The organism is Streptomyces sp. NBC_01116, from assembly GCF_041435495.1.
Taxonomy (GTDB): Bacteria; Actinomycetota; Actinomycetes; order Streptomycetales; family Streptomycetaceae; genus Streptomyces.
This window is the reverse complement of the sequence record NZ_CP108644.1, coordinates 7,704,000-7,720,870: the sequence shown is the minus strand read 5'-3', so window position 1 is coordinate 7,720,870 and position 16,871 is coordinate 7,704,000. Positions and strand designations below refer to the sequence as shown.

11 protein-coding genes and 1 tRNA gene are annotated in these 16,871 nt (G+C 72.4%); 5 read left to right on the top strand and 7 right to left on the bottom strand.

Going from position 1 to position 16,871, the window contains the following annotated elements; all coding sequences use genetic code 11:
* The 3 genes from OG245_RS33865 to OG245_RS33855 are packed head-to-tail and all read right to left on the bottom strand — an operon-like array spanning position 1 to position 7,408.
* Positions 1-1,299 (bottom strand): AAA family ATPase, encoded by a 1,299-nt coding sequence (locus OG245_RS33865; protein WP_371627152.1) that lies wholly within the window; start codon positions 1,297-1,299, stop codon positions 1-3.
* Positions 1,296-6,551 (bottom strand): hypothetical protein, encoded by a 5,256-nt coding sequence (locus tag OG245_RS33860; RefSeq protein ID WP_371627151.1) that lies wholly within the window; start codon positions 6,549-6,551, stop codon positions 1,296-1,298. Before OG245_RS33860 ends, OG245_RS33865 begins: the two co-directional genes overlap by 4 nt.
* Complete coding sequence (locus tag OG245_RS33855) at positions 6,548-7,408, bottom strand: DUF4132 domain-containing protein (protein WP_371627150.1); 861 nt, start codon at positions 7,406-7,408, stop codon at positions 6,548-6,550. The genes OG245_RS33860 and OG245_RS33855 overlap by 4 nt, the downstream gene beginning before the upstream one ends.
* Positions 7,409-7,704: 296 nt before the next feature.
* On the opposite strand from OG245_RS33855, the gene OG245_RS33850 reads away from it, so the two are divergent.
* Positions 7,705-8,409, top strand: coding sequence for a GPR1/FUN34/YaaH family transporter (locus OG245_RS33850; RefSeq protein WP_371627149.1), 705 nt, complete (start codon positions 7,705-7,707; stop codon positions 8,407-8,409).
* 396 nt (positions 8,410-8,805) lie between these two features.
* Here the strand turns inward: OG245_RS33850 and OG245_RS33845 are convergent, their stop codons facing one another.
* The 3 genes from OG245_RS33845 to OG245_RS33835 all read right to left on the bottom strand — a co-directional run bounded on the left by OG245_RS33845 (position 8,806) and on the right by OG245_RS33835 (position 13,095).
* Positions 8,806-9,843 carry an alanine racemase gene (locus OG245_RS33845; RefSeq protein ID WP_371627148.1) on the bottom strand — a complete coding sequence of 346 codons (1,038 nt, stop codon included), beginning with the start codon at positions 9,841-9,843 and terminating at the stop codon, positions 8,806-8,808.
* A gap of 540 nt (positions 9,844-10,383) precedes the next feature.
* Entirely contained in the window at positions 10,384-12,309 is a 1,926-nt protein-coding gene (gene htpG, locus OG245_RS33840; protein WP_371627147.1) for a molecular chaperone HtpG, read from the bottom strand.
* Between the two features lie 135 nt (positions 12,310-12,444).
* Positions 12,445-13,095 carry a type III effector protein gene (locus OG245_RS33835; RefSeq protein ID WP_371627146.1) on the bottom strand — a complete coding sequence of 217 codons (651 nt, stop codon included), beginning with the start codon at positions 13,093-13,095 and terminating at the stop codon, positions 12,445-12,447.
* A gap of 275 nt (positions 13,096-13,370) precedes the next feature.
* Between OG245_RS33835 and OG245_RS33830 the strand changes: the two genes are divergently transcribed.
* From OG245_RS33830 to OG245_RS33820, 3 genes are all read left to right on the top strand, one after another.
* Positions 13,371-14,240 (top strand): helix-turn-helix domain-containing protein, encoded by an 870-nt coding sequence (locus tag OG245_RS33830; RefSeq protein WP_371627145.1) that lies wholly within the window; start codon positions 13,371-13,373, stop codon positions 14,238-14,240.
* Positions 14,241-14,322: 82 nt separating this feature from the next.
* Entirely contained in the window at positions 14,323-14,790 is a 468-nt protein-coding gene (locus OG245_RS33825; RefSeq protein ID WP_371627144.1) for a cupin domain-containing protein, read from the top strand.
* A 115-nt stretch (positions 14,791-14,905) separates the two neighbouring features.
* Entirely contained in the window at positions 14,906-15,664 is a 759-nt protein-coding gene (locus tag OG245_RS33820) for a dienelactone hydrolase family protein (protein WP_371627143.1), read from the top strand.
* A 231-nt stretch (positions 15,665-15,895) separates the two neighbouring features.
* On the opposite strand, the gene OG245_RS33815 is transcribed toward OG245_RS33820, so the two are convergent.
* A tRNA-Pro gene (locus OG245_RS33815) sits at positions 15,896-15,969 on the bottom strand.
* A 127-nt stretch (positions 15,970-16,096) separates the two neighbouring features.
* Between OG245_RS33815 and OG245_RS33810 the strand changes: the two genes are divergently transcribed.
* The gene (locus tag OG245_RS33810; RefSeq protein WP_371627142.1) at positions 16,097-16,807 is read left to right on the top strand and encodes a transketolase; all 711 of its coding nucleotides are present in this window, start codon (positions 16,097-16,099) and stop codon (positions 16,805-16,807) included.
* The last annotated feature ends 64 nt before the right edge of the window (positions 16,808-16,871 follow it).

Sequence of the window (16,871 nt, the reverse complement as noted above, 5' to 3'; positions counted from 1 at the left end):
TCAGTTCTCCAGCACCGCGCGCAGGTCCCACAGGGCACGCCAGGTGGCCGCTCCCTGCTCGGCACGCCTGCGTACCGGCCCGTCCCAGTACCCCAGCAGCCGTGCCGCGTCGGCGGGATCGTCCTTGCGGACGACGCCGAGCAGATGGCCGGGCAGGAGGGAGAGCACGTCCCGGTCGCCGGGGAAGTAGGCGGCGGCCAGGCCCAGGGAGCCCGCGACGGAGACCGCCTCCGCCGTGCTCATCACCGTGGAGGGTCGCTCGACCTCCCAGCCCTCCGCGGAACGGCCCTCGCGCAGGTCCCGGAAGGCGGTGACCAGGGCTTCGAGCACCGCGTCGTCCACCTGGTAGGCGGCGCCCACCCGCTCGACGGCTGCCCGCGACTGGCGCCGTACGAGAGCGGTCTCGGCGTCCACGTCCCCGATGGGGCCCACGGTCTCGAAGTTGAAGCGCCGCTTCAGCGCTGCGGACATCTCCGAGACGCCCTTGTCCCGCAGGTTGGCGGTGGCGATGAGCGTGAACCCGGGCGCCGCGTGCACCTGGGCGCCCTCGCCTCCCGCGAGTTCGGGAACCGCGATCCGCCGCTCGGAGAGCAGCGACACGAGAGCGTCCTGGACCTCCGGCAGACAGCGGGTGACCTCCTCGACGCGGGCGACGGCACCCCGGGTCATGGCGGCGAGTACCGGAGAGGGCACCATGGCCTGCTCGGTGGGTCCCTGGGCGAGCAGCAACGCGTAGTTCCAGCCGTACTTGAGCTGGTCCTCGGTGGTACCCGCGGTCCCCTGCACGGTGAGCGCGCTGGTCCCGCAGACGGCCGCCGAGAGCAGTTCGGAGAGCATCGACTTGGCGGTGCCGGGTTCTCCGACGAGGAGGAGTCCGCGCTCCCCGGCGAGGGTGACCACGCACCGTTCGACCAGGGCGCGTTCGCCGACGAACTTCTGCTCGATCACGAGGCGGCGTGGTACCCCGGCTCCGGGCCTGGCGCCCTTGGGCAGGCCCAGTGCCTCGCCCGCGCTGCCCGTCACGAAGGTGACGACGGCGCGCGGGGTGAGCAGCCAGCCGGGCGGGCGGGGCCCGGGGTCGTGGGCGGCGAGGAAGGCCAGCTCGGTGGCGTACCGGTCCTCGGGGAGGGTGATCTGGCGGTGCTCCCTGCCGGGCGCCGTCGCCCGGCCCGGCACACCGCCCGTGGCGGTGCTGTCCGTGCTGGTGCTGTCGATACTCGTGCTCCCCGTACTTGTGCTGTCCGCACTCGCGCTGTCCGTACTCGTGCTGTCCGTGGTGGTCGTGGTGTCGTTCGTCATCGGCGGCGGCCCTTCCGGGTTGCGCGGGTGTCCAGTTCTTCGAAGGCGGGGGCGTCGCCGCCGCGGACCCGTGCCCAGGCGGCTGCGAACAGCGCGGACACCGGGAGGTGGGGCAGGGTCCGGGCGGACCCTGCCACGGGGTACAGGCGTTCCTTCCAGGTCTCCAGCGGCAGTCCGGGGGTGCCTCGTTCCAGCCAGCCGCAGGGGAGGAACAGGGTGCGGCCCGCGCGGGAGCGCTTCGCCTCCACGACGAGGTCGGTGGCGGCGAGTTCCGCCCGGGCCTTCTTGATCCGTGCGGGCTTCCACCCGGTCCAGCGGGCACAGTTCCGGTCCGTGGGATCGGGCAGCGCGAGCAGCATCAGATAGAGGGCTGCGGCGTCCGCGCCCAGGTCGAGGGCGTCGGCTGCCTCGGCCACCAGCTCCGGCACCGTCCGCGTCGGGTCCTGGGCCGGGTGGTGCGGGGCGCCGTCGGGGGCGCCCGAGGAGGCCAACGCGTCGGCCTCCTCGCCCAGCAGGGCGCGCAGGGCGAGCAGATCGCCGGTGCCGTGACGGGCGACGGTGCCCTCGACCAGGCCGAACGCCGGGTCGTCGGGGCCTGCCAGGCCCGCCGGGCGGATCAGCAGCTTCTCGTTGTTGCCGTAACCGGGGGCGAGGAGCAGCGCCGTGCCTGCCCGGACCAGCCCGTCGGCTTCGGCGCCGCCGGACTCGGGGAGCCCGTGGGCGGCGCGGACCGTGGCGCCGATCGGGCCTCCCGACTCGGTCCAGTGCAGACCGAGGTCCAGCACCAGGTCCGGGTCGGCGAGACGGCCGCGCAGGGCCGCGAGCCCGACGGGCAGGTGCGCCCGCAGGGGGTGCCCGTACGGCAGCGCGTAGGCGAGGGTGGACAGAGCGGTCAGGGCGGAGGCGACCGTACCCCGTGCGCCCGCCACGCGCGGGCCCGGGCGACCGGTGCCGTCCTGGACGGCGGTGCCATGGGCGAGCCAGGTCCGGGAGGCAGCGTTGAGGACCAGGTCGACGGCGCCCGAGCTGGTGCCCGAGAGGTCGAGGTCCAGTTCCTCGGGGACGCGCACGAGGGAGGCCAGGCGCTGCTGCCAGACCTCGGCGGCGGCCCGGACGTCGGGGCCCGAGGACCACAGCTCGGCCGGGTCCTCGGGCAGCAGCGCCCGGAGCAGGGCGTGCCGGTCGTCACGGGGCAGGGCGTCCAGCCTCGCCTGCGCCTCCTCGAAGGCACGCGTCTTCGCTCCGAGCAGCGTGAGCGCCTCGGCGCCGGGCTCCTGGAGCGCTGCCGACAGCAGGGCGGCGGACTGGAGGGGACCGATTCCGGTGGCCGTGTGAAAAGCCTCGGCGGCCTCCGGCCGCCAGGGCGCGGGGCCCTGCTCCCGTACCAGGGCGGTGAGCCGGGTGAGCCGGTCGCGGGCGATGCCCTGCCGGTGAACGCGCTCACGGTCCAGGGTGAAGCCGGGGACGGGACCGAAGGCACCGGTCGGATCGTGGTCCAGGGCGAGCCAGCAGGCCGCGTCGTCCCGGGTGTTCCGGCCGCGGTCGGCCAGGATCACGACCGTCCGGGCACCCTTGCGGAGCACCTGGCCGAGGCGGTGCACGGCCTCGGGACGTCCGCGCCCGGGAGCCACTCCGCCGAGCGGTTCGACGAGGTCCACCAGCCTGACCGTGCCCGCAGGGTCGGCCAAGGGGCCCTCGGCGAGGGCTTCCAGCAGGACGAGGAGCCCCGTGCGGTGTTCGGGAGAGGTGGTCGCCGACGCGGCCCGGTAGGCCAGCTCGGGCAGCTTGTCGAGGACGGAGGTCCACGTGAGGGCGTCGCAGGGCACGGTGTACTCGTCGCGCTGCCAGCCGTCCACGGGGGTGAACGGGACCTTCGACGGCGTGGGCGGGCCGAAGGCCGGCTCACCACCGAGGACATGGTTGACGGCGAGGATCTGGCGGATCACCGTCCACCGGTTCCCGCCTGCCCACCAACTGCCGTGCATCCGCTCGGAGCCCCAGGCGGAGGCGTCCCGCAGGGTCGTGTCGTCGCCGTGCTCGGGCTCGTGGTCGAAGAACATGCCCTTGGTGCGCGCGGTGTCCCGGGGTGTGGCCGGCCGCACGGGCTCGGGCGGTTCCAGAAAGAGGGCGGCCGCGACAGCCCGGTCCACCGCGTTCCGGACGAGGGCGGTGATGCCCGCGAGGAGCCGGGCGTCGGAGACCTCGGGCAACACCCGTGCGGCGGCCTCCTCCGTCAGCTCCCGCGAGGAGGGTCCGGTGTACTCCTCGACGGCCTGGAACGCCTCCAGGTGCCGGGTGACCGCGGCGGCGACCTCGGTGAACAGCTCCTCCGTCCGGGCGTCCGTCAGATTCCGCAGGGCCATGGAGCCCCGCTCGTCCCTCGGGCGCAGGGCGTGCCAGTAGGAGACGGGAGGCACGTAGGGGGTGCCCGCCGCGTCGTTGCCGCCGGAGGAGTCGGTGGTGACGGACCACAGGCGGCCGCCCGTGCCGTCGGTGTCCGCCGGGTGCGCTTCCACGGAGCGGTGGTTCAGGATCGCGACCGGACGCGACCCGCCGGGAAGAGTGAGGGCACCGAGCGGCACCGGGGAGCCGCCGCCGGGCAGCGGGTGCGGCAGGGTGACCGTGTGGCCGTCGGGGGTGCCGGCGACGATCCGGTGCCCGTCGGCGGGTGCGGCCGTGCCGGTCTCGGTGACGGTGCGGCGGACCCAGCGGCCGAGGACCGTGCCGTCCGTGCCGAACGGGGTGGTCTCCAGGCCGGGCTGGAGGGGCAGCACCTGGCAGTGCTCGGCGAGCAGTCGGGCGCCGTCGCGCACTCCGGAGCGGAGGAAGGCGGGAAGGGACGCGCGGCCGTGCGCGCCGCCGGCCGGGTCGTACTCCAGCCACACCCGCTGCGTGCCCTGGTGGCCCTCGCGCCAGTAGCCGGTGCCGTCGGAGATGACGGCGCGCTGCGGTGGGAGGGAAGTGTCGCCCGCGTGCAGGGCCTTGCCGCCCGTGGCGCGGCCGCCACCGGGCAGCGGCAGGCAGACCTCGTCCGAGGGGCCGGAGCCGCCCCAGCGGGGGAGCTGCTCGCCGCCCACGGTGAAGACCTCGGCGGGGCGGTGCGACCAGTAGCCGCGCTGCTTGCCGTCCTCCCACCAGATGACCAGCAACTCCCCGTCGACGTACCGCAGGGCGATCGTCCGCCAGTGGTCGACGGTGGCGGGCAGCCGCAGGGTGTGCCGCAGCAGGACGCCTTCCGGGCCGATGACGACGGCCCGTTCGAGGGTGTTCAGGATCAGTGCGGGCCAGGCGCCGGTGACGCCGGCGGTCTCCCGCCGGTTGTGTCGCCGACGCCCTGCGGCCGCGGCCTCGGCGGCCAGTTCGGCGTAGGTCTCGTCGAGCGCGGGCCAGCCCAGTTCATCGAGGACGCCGGTACGCAGGGTGGAGGCGAGCAGCGGCACGACGTCGTGGCTCTCCAGGAGTCGTACGGCTTCCGGAGCCACGTCCGCGACCACGGAACGGAACGACGAGAGCCGGTTGAGGGCGGCGCGCAGCCCGGGGAGCCCGCGCGCGGCCGTGTACTCCTCGGCGCGGGCGGTCAGCCACTCCCGCAGGATGACGGAGAGCACCGGGTGCGCCGCGACCTTCGCCAGGCCGGCGTCGCTCAGCCGCTGGTGGTGTCCTTCGCCGAGGCTCCCGACGCTCCGGCTCAGCAGGGCACGGAAGACCGGGTGTTCGGCGACGGCGGTGAGATCGCGCGCGCCGGGCGTGGTGTCGGTGAGCCAGGGGCCGATCGGGAATCCGAGGGACCGCGCGGCCCCCGCGTCCTGCTCGTCCGGCTCGGCGACGGGGATGCCGGAGGCGAGGCAGAGGTCGAGAAGGTCCGGGTCGGCGGTGCGCTGCCAGCGGCCCTGGAACAGTTCGACGGGGTGCCCGTCGGCGCGCAGCCGGTCCGCCATCCGGGCGACCAGGCCGAGGGTCCCCGGGCAGCGGCCCGAGGTGACCCGGCTGCGCCCGCGGTGTGCCTCCCAGCGGGCGAGCCAGTCCGCCGGGGAGACGGACGGCGTGGCGGGGGCGGCGGAGTCGGCGGCGGTGGCGGAAGCCGGGTCGCCGGAGGTGTCCGGGAGGGCGGTCAGCAACTCGTCCGCGCCGGACTCGGCCAGCACGGCGAGCCAGGCCTGTTCGCCGTCCGCGTCCCGGCCGCTCTCGCCGAAGGTCTCCGGGAAGAAGCCGAGGAGCCGGGCCCTCACGACCGCGTCCCGGCGCGCGAGGTCGACGAGCGAGGAGCGGTAGGTCTCCCAGAACGAGGCGGGGGCGCGGACGACTCCCGGCGAGCCGATCAGGTCGGCGACCAGCTCGCGTTCGGCGGTCTCGCGGTCCAGCCCGGCGGCCTTGACCAGCGCGCGCACGTCCTGCGGCAGCGCCGCGTACGGCTGCATGCCGGCCGCGCAGCGCTCGACCAGCAGACGGCGGAACTGCGCCCAGGCGTCCGCCGGGGCGAGCCGCGCCACCAGGTCGCGCACGTACTGCCGGAGCGCCTTGACGGTCAGCGCGCCGACGAGGGCGAACTCCAGGAAGACGGCCCGCTGCCGCTCCTCGTCCACGACCAGCCCGTGCACCCGCTCGGCTTCGCGGGCCTTGCCGAAGAAGGAGGCGGCGTAGGTGGGGTTCTCCGCCTGGAGGAAGAGGCGTGCCACCTGCTCGTAGTAGGTGGGAAGGAAGTGGGGCACGGCCCGGCCGAGCCGGTCGCCGAGTGCGTCGAAGCCCTCCTTGGCCGCTCCGGCACGGCCCTTGGCCTGCCGGCCCAGCCGCTCGATGTCCTTGACCAGGGCAAGGGCGTGGTGCCCGTTGGCCGGGTCGTTGACCAGCGCCCAGGCCGGGAAGCCCAGCGTCTCGCGGCGCACCTGTCCCACGACGGGGGCCTCGGCGGTCCGGGCCAGCCCGAGGAACTCCAGGGCCAGGTCCTCGGCTTCGCCGAGCGTGCCGGGCACGAGCCGGATCACGGGGCGGTCGCCGAGAGCGGTGTGCGTGTAGGTGCGGGCGGTCAGCGCGTCGGCGTCGTCCCGGTCGGTGGTGCCGGCCGGGAGGATCGCGCCCGCGTCCAGCAGGGCCGCCGCGCGGGCCTCGGCCGCGGGGCCGGAAGTGCTCTCGTTCCGGACCTGGCCGGGAAGGACCGCCGCGTCCGCTGCCGTCGTGTTCGCGCCTGTGCTCATCGTCGTCGCGTCCGTGCCCGTCGTCGTATGCGCGTTCGTGCCCGTCGTCGTCATGCTCATGCCGCCCGCTCCTCGTCCTCGACGTCGCGGCCGGCGTAGAGCGCCGCCGCCATCCGCATGCCCTCCGACCACGCCACGGGGCCGACCTCGGCAACCATCAGCGCACGCCCCGACGGATCGGTCCAGCCCAGGGAGCCCGTCTCGGTGCCGTACGCGTCGTATCCGTCGTGCTCGCCGATCCAGATGCGCGCCTCGGCGGTGGCGCCGTCCTCGACCACCGGGCAGACCGCGTATCCCCCGCGCGACCGGTACCCGAGCTGAGTGACGCGGCCGTGCAGGAAGCGCAGTTCCTTGAACACGCCGCCTGCGTAGGTATCCACGGAAGTGGTCTCCGGGGCGAGGCCCGGCGGGCGGTGCCACACCTCGCGGAACAGCTGCTCCACGTTCTGGCCCACCCCCAGTTCGACCGCGAACTCCCGCAGCTCGTCGAGGTCGTCGAGGAGGACGGGGTGGGGCACGCTGACCACCTCGGGTGTGATGCGGACCGTGTCACCGTCCAGGTCGACGAGGCCGAGACCGCGCTCGGAATCGACATCGCGCAGGAACCCCGCGACCCCGCCGCCGGCACCGGTGACGACCACGTCCCGCAGGGCCGCCTGCCACGCCGGGTCGGGCCAGACCCGGGCGAGCACGGCGGTGGGAACGGGCAGCGAACGCACCATCCACTGCTCGACGTCGCTCAGGCACCGGCGTTCGTGCCGTTCCAGCCACTCGGTCAACTGCCGAAGGCCGACGACCGCCGGGTCGTCCTTCAACTTGGCCGGAACGGACTTCAGCCGCCGCCCCTTCCCGTTGCGGCAGACCACCTTGCCCGACTCCAGAGCGACTTCGTAGTCGCCGGCCGACACCCACCCCATGCGCTGTTCTCCCCTGTTTTCCGAACGGCCGCCGAACCGGTGGCACGCTGATGAGACCCGTCGACGGCAACGCACCGTGACGAGTGGGAGAGACTCTAAACGGCCCCAGTGACAATGCGTTCGGACCCCCTCCGCATCGCCCCCGCGGCCCTGACCCCAGAAGGCCCCTGTCGTGCCCGCCGACGGCCCGAGGGCGCCGAGAATCTCGCCGTTCCGCCCCCGGCCTCCCGCGCCGAAGCGGCCCCGACACCCGCCCGGGGGAAACGGAACCGGCCACAAGCTCGTACGCTTGCCCGGTGCCCCAGAACTCCGGCCCGAACGGCCCAGAAGAACCGCTGACGACCGACGCGGTGACACGTATCGTGCTGCGCCCGATCGCCAGCCCGCTGCCGCTGGGCTTCTTCGCCCTCGGCATGGGGAGCACCGTCCTGTCCTCCCTCCAACTCGGCTGGGTACCGGCCGCGCAGAGCAGCATCCTTCTGCTCCTCGTCCTGATCTTCGTGGTGCCGCTCCAGCTCGTCGGCGGGATCTTCGCCTTCCTGGCCCGCGACGCCGGGGCCGGCACGGCGCTGCTGCTGCTCGGTGCCGCCTGGGCGGGTACGAGCGTGACGTCACTGGACTCCGCGCCCGGGAAGCCGGTGGTGGCCCAGGCCGTCTTCCTCCTGGCGCTCGTCCCGTTCGTGCTCGCGCTCGCCGGGGCCGCGGCGCAGTCCAAGCCACTGTTCGCCGTCCTGCTCACCCTCACCGCGGCGCGTTTCGCCCTCACCGGCCTGTACGAGGCGGGCCTCGGGAACGCTTTTCAGATCGCGGCGGGCTGGACCGGCCTCGGCATCGGCGTCTTCGCGCTCTACGGCGGACTCGCCCTGCTCGTCGAGGACGGCAAACAACGCACCGTGCTGCCGCTCTTCCGCCGCGGCAAGGCACGCGAGTCCATCGAGGGCAATCTGCGCGAACAGCTCACCGAGGCCCAGCAGGAGGCCGGAGTCCGCCACCAGCTGTGACCCGGGCGTCGCACGCGGCTCGGGTGCGGACGGGCTCGCTGACGACAGGATGTGAACCTGCCCCTTGGCCGGCCGAAGCCGACCGCGCCGAAAGGCGCGGTCGGCCCCGGGCCTCACCGATACCCCCGTGAAACTGCGAGGCCCAGCACCCCTCTGTCGATCGGGGGATCAGCAGCCGACGTACAGGTCCCCTGCCGCCCTCTTCACTACGGAGCCGGAGCGGACGCGGTCGGGCGCTCCGAGCGTCGCGCAAACGCGCCCGCCACACCCTCACCCCGGCCGGCCAGGCCCTCCTCGCGTCCGCAACCTCGTGAGAACTCCGCGGGCGGGACACGCGCGTACAACCACGCCCGGGTGACCGACGCGGGTGTGGTGTGCCGCGGCCTGTGGTGCGTATCAGGGGGTGCGTTCGACGATGCGGTCGGCTCGGGTTGTTGTGTAGCGCACCTGTGCCAGCAGGGTGTCGCCCGATACGGGCGGCGACAGGTCGTCGGGCAGGAAGAGGACCGACTCGTGCGGGTGCGGCGGTTCGGCGAACGGGCGCCTCTCTCCCGCGTGGACGAACGGGGAGAGATGCCGGTCGGTGGCCGCGCGAATGGCGCCGGCGAGGTGCCGGAGACGTGGTCGCAGCCCGCGCAGGACCTGAGGGGCCCGCAGCCCGATGCCGTGCGACGTACCACCGGCGACGACGACCAGGTGCCCCTTCGACCCGGCCCTCTCCTGTGCCGTGCCGAAGCGTTCTCCGGCGGCCACGGGCCTCACTTCGAGGACCGTGGAACGGTACTCGGTGACATCTCGGCCGCCCAGCCACAACCGTGTCCCGGTGCGCAGGCGGAAGTCCGTGCCCGGGTGGCGGTGGCGCAGCCAGGACAGTTCGTCCGCCGAGAGATGGGAGACGAACAAGGTGCGCACCGGCAGCCCAGCCGCTTCCAGTCGGTCGACCCAGTCGGCGGCCTCGGTCTCGGGCCGGTACGGCCGAGGACGGTTGATGGGAAAGTGGAGGGAGAAGCCTTCGCACCGCAGGTGCTTCATCGCTCCGCGCAGAGCGGGCAGATCCTGCTCGGTGATCCCGTGACGCCGCATGGCGGACCGGAGCTTGACGACGGTACGGGCACCCGCCAGTTCGCGAGCCGCCGTCACCGTGGCAACGGTTGTCAGGACCCGGTGCGACGGCAGCACCACACCATCGGGAGCGGGACCGGGCGTCAGGACCATGATGTCCCCGTCGAAGACGTGCTGAATCTCCGCGGCTTCCCGGACGGTGCCCACGGCGATGACACCCGCGCCGAGCCGTTTCGCCTCCTGCGCGATCCGGAGCTGTCCCAGGCCGTAGCCATTGCCCTTGCAGACCGGCACGAGCCCTGGGAACTGCCGCACGACCGCTTGCTGGTGCTCCCGCCAGCGGGCGACGTCGATAGAGAGTGTCAGTGTCACCGCGGCTCCTCGTTCGCCTTCTGCTCAGTCTGCTCAGGCCCGCTTCCGCTCCTGACAGGTCAGCCCCCCCCCTTGGCTTCGCATCAGCCTGATGAAGTGGGGACCGCCTCAAGATTACGGGCGGAGAGCGAGGCCGCCCGCCTCCATCATCGACATGGCGCCGTCGACAGGTGCCTCGCTCGGCACCGCACTGCGCGAACCCCCACGGCGACGCTTCGCGAGCAAGGTCAGTAACCGCTGCTTGATTGGACTTCGACGCCGGTCTCCGGTCTGCGGTCTTCGGTCTTCGGTCTTCGGTCTTCGGTCTTCGGTCTTCGGTCTTCGGTCTTCGGTCTTCGGTCTTCGGTCTTCGGTCTTCGGTCAGGATTCGACCTCGAATGTGAGCACCGCCGAAGATCGCACTCTCCGGGATGGACACGCATGTGCGGTGGGGGTCGTGGTCGTTACCGTGCCATGCCCCACTGGCACTCAGCCGCCTGCGTCCGTGCCCGTCCGGGGCGCCGACGCAGGCGGCTCATCTGTGCCGGTCCGCGCCTGTGGCTACAGGGTGCGGGCCAGGCGGTCGGCGAGCAGTCGGGTGAAGCGGGCCGGGTCGGGCAGGTCGCCTCCCTCGGCGAGCAGTGCGCTGCCGTAGACCAGCTCGGCGACCTCCGGGAGTACGGGGTCGTCGGCGTTCGCGTTGTGTGCTGTGCGCAGGGCGGTGATCAGCGGGTGTGCGGGGTTGAGTTCCAGGATCCTCTTGACGGTGGGCATCTGCTGGCCCATGGCCCGGTACATCTTCTCCAAGGTCGGCGTCACGTCGTGGGCGTCGCCGACGATGCAGGCTGCCGAGGTGGTCAGACGTGATGACAGGCGGACCTGCTTGACCTGTTCGGACAGGGCGGTGGTCAGCCAGGGCAGCAGGGCGGCGAAGTCCTCCTCGCGCTGGGCCTTGGCGGCGTCGGCTTCCTTCTCGCCGTCGGTGGACTCGCCGAGGTCGACCTGGCCCTTGGCGATGGACTGCAGCGGGTGGCCGTCGAAGGCCGTGACCCGGTCGACCCACACCTCGTCGACGGGGTCGGTGAGGATCAGGACCTCGTAGCCGTTCGCGGCGACGGCTTCCATGTGCGGGGAGTTCTCCACCATCGCGCGGCTCTCGCCGGTCAGGTAGTAGATGGTGTCCTGGCCGTCCTTCATCCGCTCGACGTACTCGCGCAGGGTGGTGGTCCTGTCGGGGTCGTGGGTGGAGGCTGCCGACACGAGCTGAAGCAGGGCCTCGGTGTTGTCCGTGTCTTCGACCAGGCCTTCCTTCAGGGCCCTGCCGAACTGCTCCCACACCTTCGCGTAGCGCTCGGCGTCCTTGGACTGCATGTCCTTGAGAGCGCCGAGGACCTTCTTGACCAGGCGTCGGCGCACGCCGTGAATCTGGCGGTCGTGCTGGAGAATCTCGCGCGAGACGTTCAGCGACAGGTCATGGGCGTCCACGACACCCTTGACGAAGCGCAGGTAGTTGGGCATGAGCGCTTCGCAGTCGTCCATGATGAACACCCGCTTGACGTACAGCTGCACGCCGGGCTTGGTCTCACGGGAGAACAGGTCGAAGGGCGCCTGCGAGGGGACGAACAGCAGCGCCTCGTACTCGAAGGTGCCTTCGGCGCGCATGTGGATCGTCTCGGCCGGGGGCAGCCAGTCGTGGCTGATCTGCTGGTAGAACTCGTTGTACTCGTCCTCGGTCACCTCGGTGCGAGGCCGGGCCCACAGGGCCTTCATCGAGTTGAGCGTGTCGGTCTCGCGGGTGGTGGTGCCATCAGCGGCGGTGCGCTCGGTGGCCATGCGGATGGGCCAGCGGATGAAGTCCGAGTACTGCTTGACGATCTGACGGATCTTCGGCTCGGACAGGTAGTCGGCGCGTCCGTCCTCGTTGTCGGCGGGCTTCAGGTGCAGGGTGACCGAGGTGCCCACGGGGAGTGTGTCGACGGCCTGGATGGCGTAGGTGCCCTCGCCGTCGGACTCCCACCGGGTGCCGGTGTCGGTGCCGGCCCGCCGGGTGCGCAGGGTGACCTTGTCGGCGACCATGAAGGCCGAGTAGAAGCCGACGCCGAACTGCCCGATCAGATTCTCCGCGGTGGCGGCGTCCTTGGACTCCTTGATCTTCTCCAGCAGGCCGGCGGTGCCGGACTTGGCGATCGTGCCGATCAGCTCCACCAGGTCGTCGCGGGTCATGCCGATCCCGTTGTCACGGACGGTCAAGGTGCGGGCTTCCGCATCGACCTCCAGTGAGATGTGCAGGTCGGCGTCGGCCGGATCGGTCCCGGCGAGAGAGGAGTCGGTCAGCGATTCCAGCCGCAGCTTGTCCAGGGCGTCCGAGGCGTTGGAGATCAGCTCGCGCAGGAAGATGTCCTTGTTCGAGTAGATCGAGTGGATCACCAGCCGGAGCAACTGGCGGGTCTCCGCCTGGAATTCCAGCGTCTCGACACTGCTGCTCATGTGGATCTCTTTCTGTGGGAACGTCATGAATGGACGTGGAGTCGGGGTCGGACCGGGACGGATCGTTGACCCGTCATCGGCGTGTTCGGCACGAGACGGACCGCACCTGCATGGTGTGCCTCTGGCGAGTGGGAGTCAGTCATCGCCGGCGGCTGTGGTCGCGCGCCGGGCGTCGAGAGCATCCAGCGATTCGACGAGACCGGTGTGGCGGGCATCGAGGTAGGGGCGCATGCCCTCCAGGGGGGCGATGAGTTCGGCGGCGTCGGCGGCGCCGAGAGCAGCGTGCAGGGCGGTCTGCGCTGGGCGCGCGTCGGGCGCGAGGTGGGCGAGCGCGGTGATCTGCCCGGCGAGACGGCGCAGGTCGGCGGCGTTGGCGCGGGCCCAGTCAGCGGTGGCGCGATCGGCTGCTCTTGCCTGGCGGGCCGCCGCCACGCGCTGCTCGCCGGTGGCTCCGGCGGCGCCGGGGCGACCGCGCAGGTAGCGGCGCTCGGCGGCCTGGCGGCTGGCGACACCGAGAGGGCGGGCGAGGTCGGCCCAACTGGCGCCCGCGTCGCGAGCGGTTTCGATCAGGCCGGTCTCCCAGGCGGCGAGATGCTCGCGCACCTGCCGCAGCAGCATCAGGGAGGCCAGCGCCTGCTCGGGGCCGGGACCCACGACATCGGGGGACTCGCGCTGCGCGCCGCGCAGAGCGTCGTCCATGGCTGCAAGGGCCGCCGCCGCGGCGATGAAGGACGCCGGGCTGTGGGCGCCGGCCATGGCCGCGGACGGCGGTTCTGCTGCGTTCACGGGCACCTCCCCCACCTTGTCAGCAGATCGATGACATCAGAATTGTCATCCATCGGACGACGTATTGCAACGGTGTCAGTACAGCGCATCGGCGGCAGCCGATCGAACCCGCCGGCGGTGTATCACCCTGTTGACGCGCACCGGCCTCCACCGTGAACCGGACCGGACGGCACAGCAGTTGACGGGACCGGGACCCGGCAGAGGCCGTCGGTGACGCCGTTGGACACCTACCGCGGGGCGGCCCCCACCGGCGCCCCCCGTCGGCAGCCGTATCGATGTTCCGACCGCCGGTTCGTACACTGATGAGGGTGGAAGACCATAGGGCTACCAGGGTCGATGCACGTCCGGCGCCTGCCTTGCGGCGGTACGTGGGCTCGTACATCGGTTTCGACCTTCGCGGGTTCCCCGCGGGGGTGCACTGCGGTCCGCCGGGGCGCGTGCTCACCGCGGTCATCAGCCTGTCCGACCCCCTGGAGGTGGCGGCGGGTGTGGACGGCGGGGCGCCGGTCACTCGATTCGGCGGTGTGGCCGGCGGTCTGATGTCCCGGTCCGTCGCGATCCACCACGACGGACGCCGGCAGGGCGTGCAGGTGTCGCTGACACCGCTCGGGGCTCGCGCCGTCTACGGTATGCCCGCCTCCGCACTCGCCGACCGACTGGTCCCGCTCGACGAGCTTCTCGGAGCTCTCGGTGTCGAGCTGGTCGACCGACTCCGAGCGGCGACGACCTGGGCCGCGCGGTTCGCCGCGCTGGACGAGTTGCTCCTGCGAGCCGTCGGCCGCGGCGCGGGCGGCGAGCGCCTCCCCCGGGTACGCCCCGAGGTCGCCGAGGCCTGGCGCAGCCTCGTCGCCGCGCGGGGCCGCGTCCGGGTCTCGGCGGTCGCCGCGGAACTGGGCTGGAGCCGTCGGTACCTCACCGAGCGGTTCCGGGACGAGGTGGGCCTGTCGCCGAGGACCTTCGCCCGGGTTCTGCGCTTCGAGTACGCGCACGAACTGGCGACGGCGCACACCCCGCTCCCGTGGGCCGATGTGGCGGCCCTGTCCGGCTACGCCGACCAGGCCCATCTCGTGCGGGACTGGGGCGAGTTCACGGGCCGATCGCCTACGGCCTGGCGTCGTGGCGAAGTACTCCTCGGGACCGGGTAGCCGCCGACCGCTGCCCGTTCGCGCCGGCTTCCGTTCCCTTTCCTTCAAGACCACCCGATCGCCGTCCTGTGACGATGTCGGCATGAGACTCGTCGACCACGAACGCAACGCCATCGACCTGCGGACCACCCCCGTGCACCTCGGGCTGGGATCGAGAGCGAAACCCGTCGAGGGCTTCGCCTGGGACCCGGAGGTGCTCCAGGCCTACAGCGCCGCGGTCGCGGCGGACGGCGCCGAAGGCCGGATGGTGACGATCTTCGACGGCGAGGGCCCCGGCGGCCACTGGGAGCGCCACCCCGCAGGCGACGAACTGGTCGTCTGCCTCAGCGGGTCGGTGACGGTCACCCGCGACGTGGACGGGGTCCCCGACCGCGTCGCGCTCCGGCCGGGCGAGGCCACGGTCAATCCGGCCGGGGCCTGGCACGCGGTCGACATGGCGGGACCGGCGACCATCCTGACCATCACCGCCGGCCTCGGCACCGACCACCGCCCCCGGACCAGCACCCACCCGGCCGAGCGCATCGGCACGCCCGGCCCGCAAGCGCCCTGACGGCATACGTCGCGTGCCCCGGCCGCAACCTCCACCCGTGAGGGATACCCGCGCTGTTCTGCCAACCGCAGAACACCGGCCGGACCGGGCTCGGCGATCACTACAGTCCGGTCCCATGACGACGATCAGCACACGTACGGTCGCGTATCCGGCCGATGGATTGACGATGATCGGGCACCTCGCACTCCCGGCCGGTGTCGACCGCCGGCCCGCGGTGCTGCTCGGGCCGGAGGGCACGGGGCTCAGCGACGTCGAGCGCCGCCGGGCCGACGCTCTCGCCGAACGGGGATACGTGGCACTGGCCTTCGACCTTCACGGCGGGCGCTATCTGGACGACCCCGAGGAGATGCTGGCCCGTTGCCTGCCGCTGCTCGCTGATCCCGACCGGATGCGGGACATCGGCCATGCGGCGCTCGACGTGCTGCGCACCGAACCGCGGACCGACCCCGACCGGATCGCCGCCGTCGGCTACGGCACCGGGGGCGCCATCGGGCTGGAACTCGGTCGCGACGGCGTCGACCTGCGCGCGATCGGGACGCTCAACGCACTTACCACCGGCCGGCCGGGCGAGGCGGCGCGCATTCGCTGCCCGGTGTGGGCCGGGGTCGGGTCGGAGGACCCGATCGTGCCGCCCGCGCAACGGGACGCCTTCGCCGCCGAGATGCAGGCGGCGGGCGTCGACTGGCGCCTCACGGTCTACGGCGGCGCTCTGCACGCCTTCCACCACCCGCCGGTCGACCATCCTGCGGTCCCCGGCGTCGGCCACCACCCACGGCACGCGCAGCGAGCCTGGCGCGACGTCGTCGACCTGCTCGCCGAGTGCCTGCCCGTGACGCTCGCCGAGTACCTGCCCGACGAAGAATCCGGGGCATGACCGGGACAGCCACGCCGACGCCGGGCACTGACGCGCGCGCCCGACCCACTTCGACGTGCTGGGCGACGCACCCCGGTCACTGCGGAGCCCCATCGCCATGACCCGCTGCCCGTTCAAGGGCGCCGGACGACCTCAGCCGGTGCCGACCGGTTCCTGAAACGATCCCCGGAAACGACCAAGGGCCGGTTTCGGATTGCTCCGAAACCGGCCCTGATCCACGACTGTCTCCAGTCGGGACGACAGGATTTGAACCTGCGACCCCTTGACCCCCAGTCAAGTGCGCTACCAAGCTGCGCCACGTCCCGCTGCCCGTCTGACCTGGGGTTTCCCCTGGCTGAACGTGCATGAGAACAATACCGCACTCCAGCAGGTGGTCACCAACACCATTCCGGGCTTGACCTCAACCGTGCTTGATGTTGGACGCTCGGTGCCATGACGAACACGACCGCCGCGCCGGCACGCGGCCTCCGCGAATTCCGTGACCTCGACCGCCTGATCGCCCTGATGACCGGCGCCGAGAAGCACGCTCCCGCCGCCCATTCCACGCTCGACGCCCTGTGGGTGCTCTACGACAGGGTGCTCCGAGTCACACCGGACACGGTCGACGACCCCGGGCGGGACCGCTTCCTGCTGTCCAAGGGACACGGGCCGATGGCCTACTACGCCGTCCTCGCCGCACACGGCTTCTTCGGCGAGGACCTGCTGCCCGGCTTCGGAGCGTACGACTCGCCCCTCGGCCACCACCCGGACCGGCTGCTGGTGCCGGGGGCGGAGATCGGCAGCGGCTCCTTGGGACACGGGCTGCCGCTCGCCGTCGGAACCGTGCTGGGGCTGCGCGCCCAGGGCCTCACCGATCCCCGGGTCTGGGTTCTCATCGGCGACGCCGAGCTGGACGAGGGCAGCAATCACGAGGCCATCGCCCACGCGGGCCCGGCCGGGCTCGAACAGCTCCACACGCTGGTGATCGACAACGCGTCCGCCACCCACGGCTGGCCCGGCGGCATCGCCTCCCGCTTCGCGTCCGCCGGATGGGCGGCGGTGACCGTGGACGGCCGCGACCACGAAGCCCTGTACGCGGCGTTCACCGCGCCCCACCCGGGCAGACCGCTGGCCGTCGTCGCCCGCGTCGAACCCAAGAGCTGACCCCGCGGCCACCCCCGTACGACCACCACCGCGCGACCACCGCTCCGCACACCGGAACCCCCGG

Coding starts and splice junctions, on each gene's coding strand:
- OG245_RS33865 (WP_371627152.1), bottom strand. CDS start 1,299: ATGACGAACGACACCACGACCACCACGGACAGCACGAGTACGGACAGC.
- OG245_RS33860 (WP_371627151.1), bottom strand. CDS start 6,551: ATGAGCATGACGACGACGGGCACGAACGCGCATACGACGACGGGCACG.
- OG245_RS33855 (WP_371627150.1), bottom strand. CDS start 7,408: ATGGGGTGGGTGTCGGCCGGCGACTACGAAGTCGCTCTGGAGTCGGGC.
- htpG (WP_371627147.1), bottom strand. CDS start 12,309: ATGAGCAGCAGTGTCGAGACGCTGGAATTCCAGGCGGAGACCCGCCAG.
- OG245_RS33830 (WP_371627145.1), top strand. CDS start 13,371: ATGTTCCGACCGCCGGTTCGTACACTGATGAGGGTGGAAGACCATAGG.
- OG245_RS33825 (WP_371627144.1), top strand. CDS start 14,323: ATGAGACTCGTCGACCACGAACGCAACGCCATCGACCTGCGGACCACC.
- OG245_RS33820 (WP_371627143.1), top strand. CDS start 14,906: ATGACGACGATCAGCACACGTACGGTCGCGTATCCGGCCGATGGATTG.
- OG245_RS33810 (WP_371627142.1), top strand. CDS start 16,097: ATGACGAACACGACCGCCGCGCCGGCACGCGGCCTCCGCGAATTCCGT.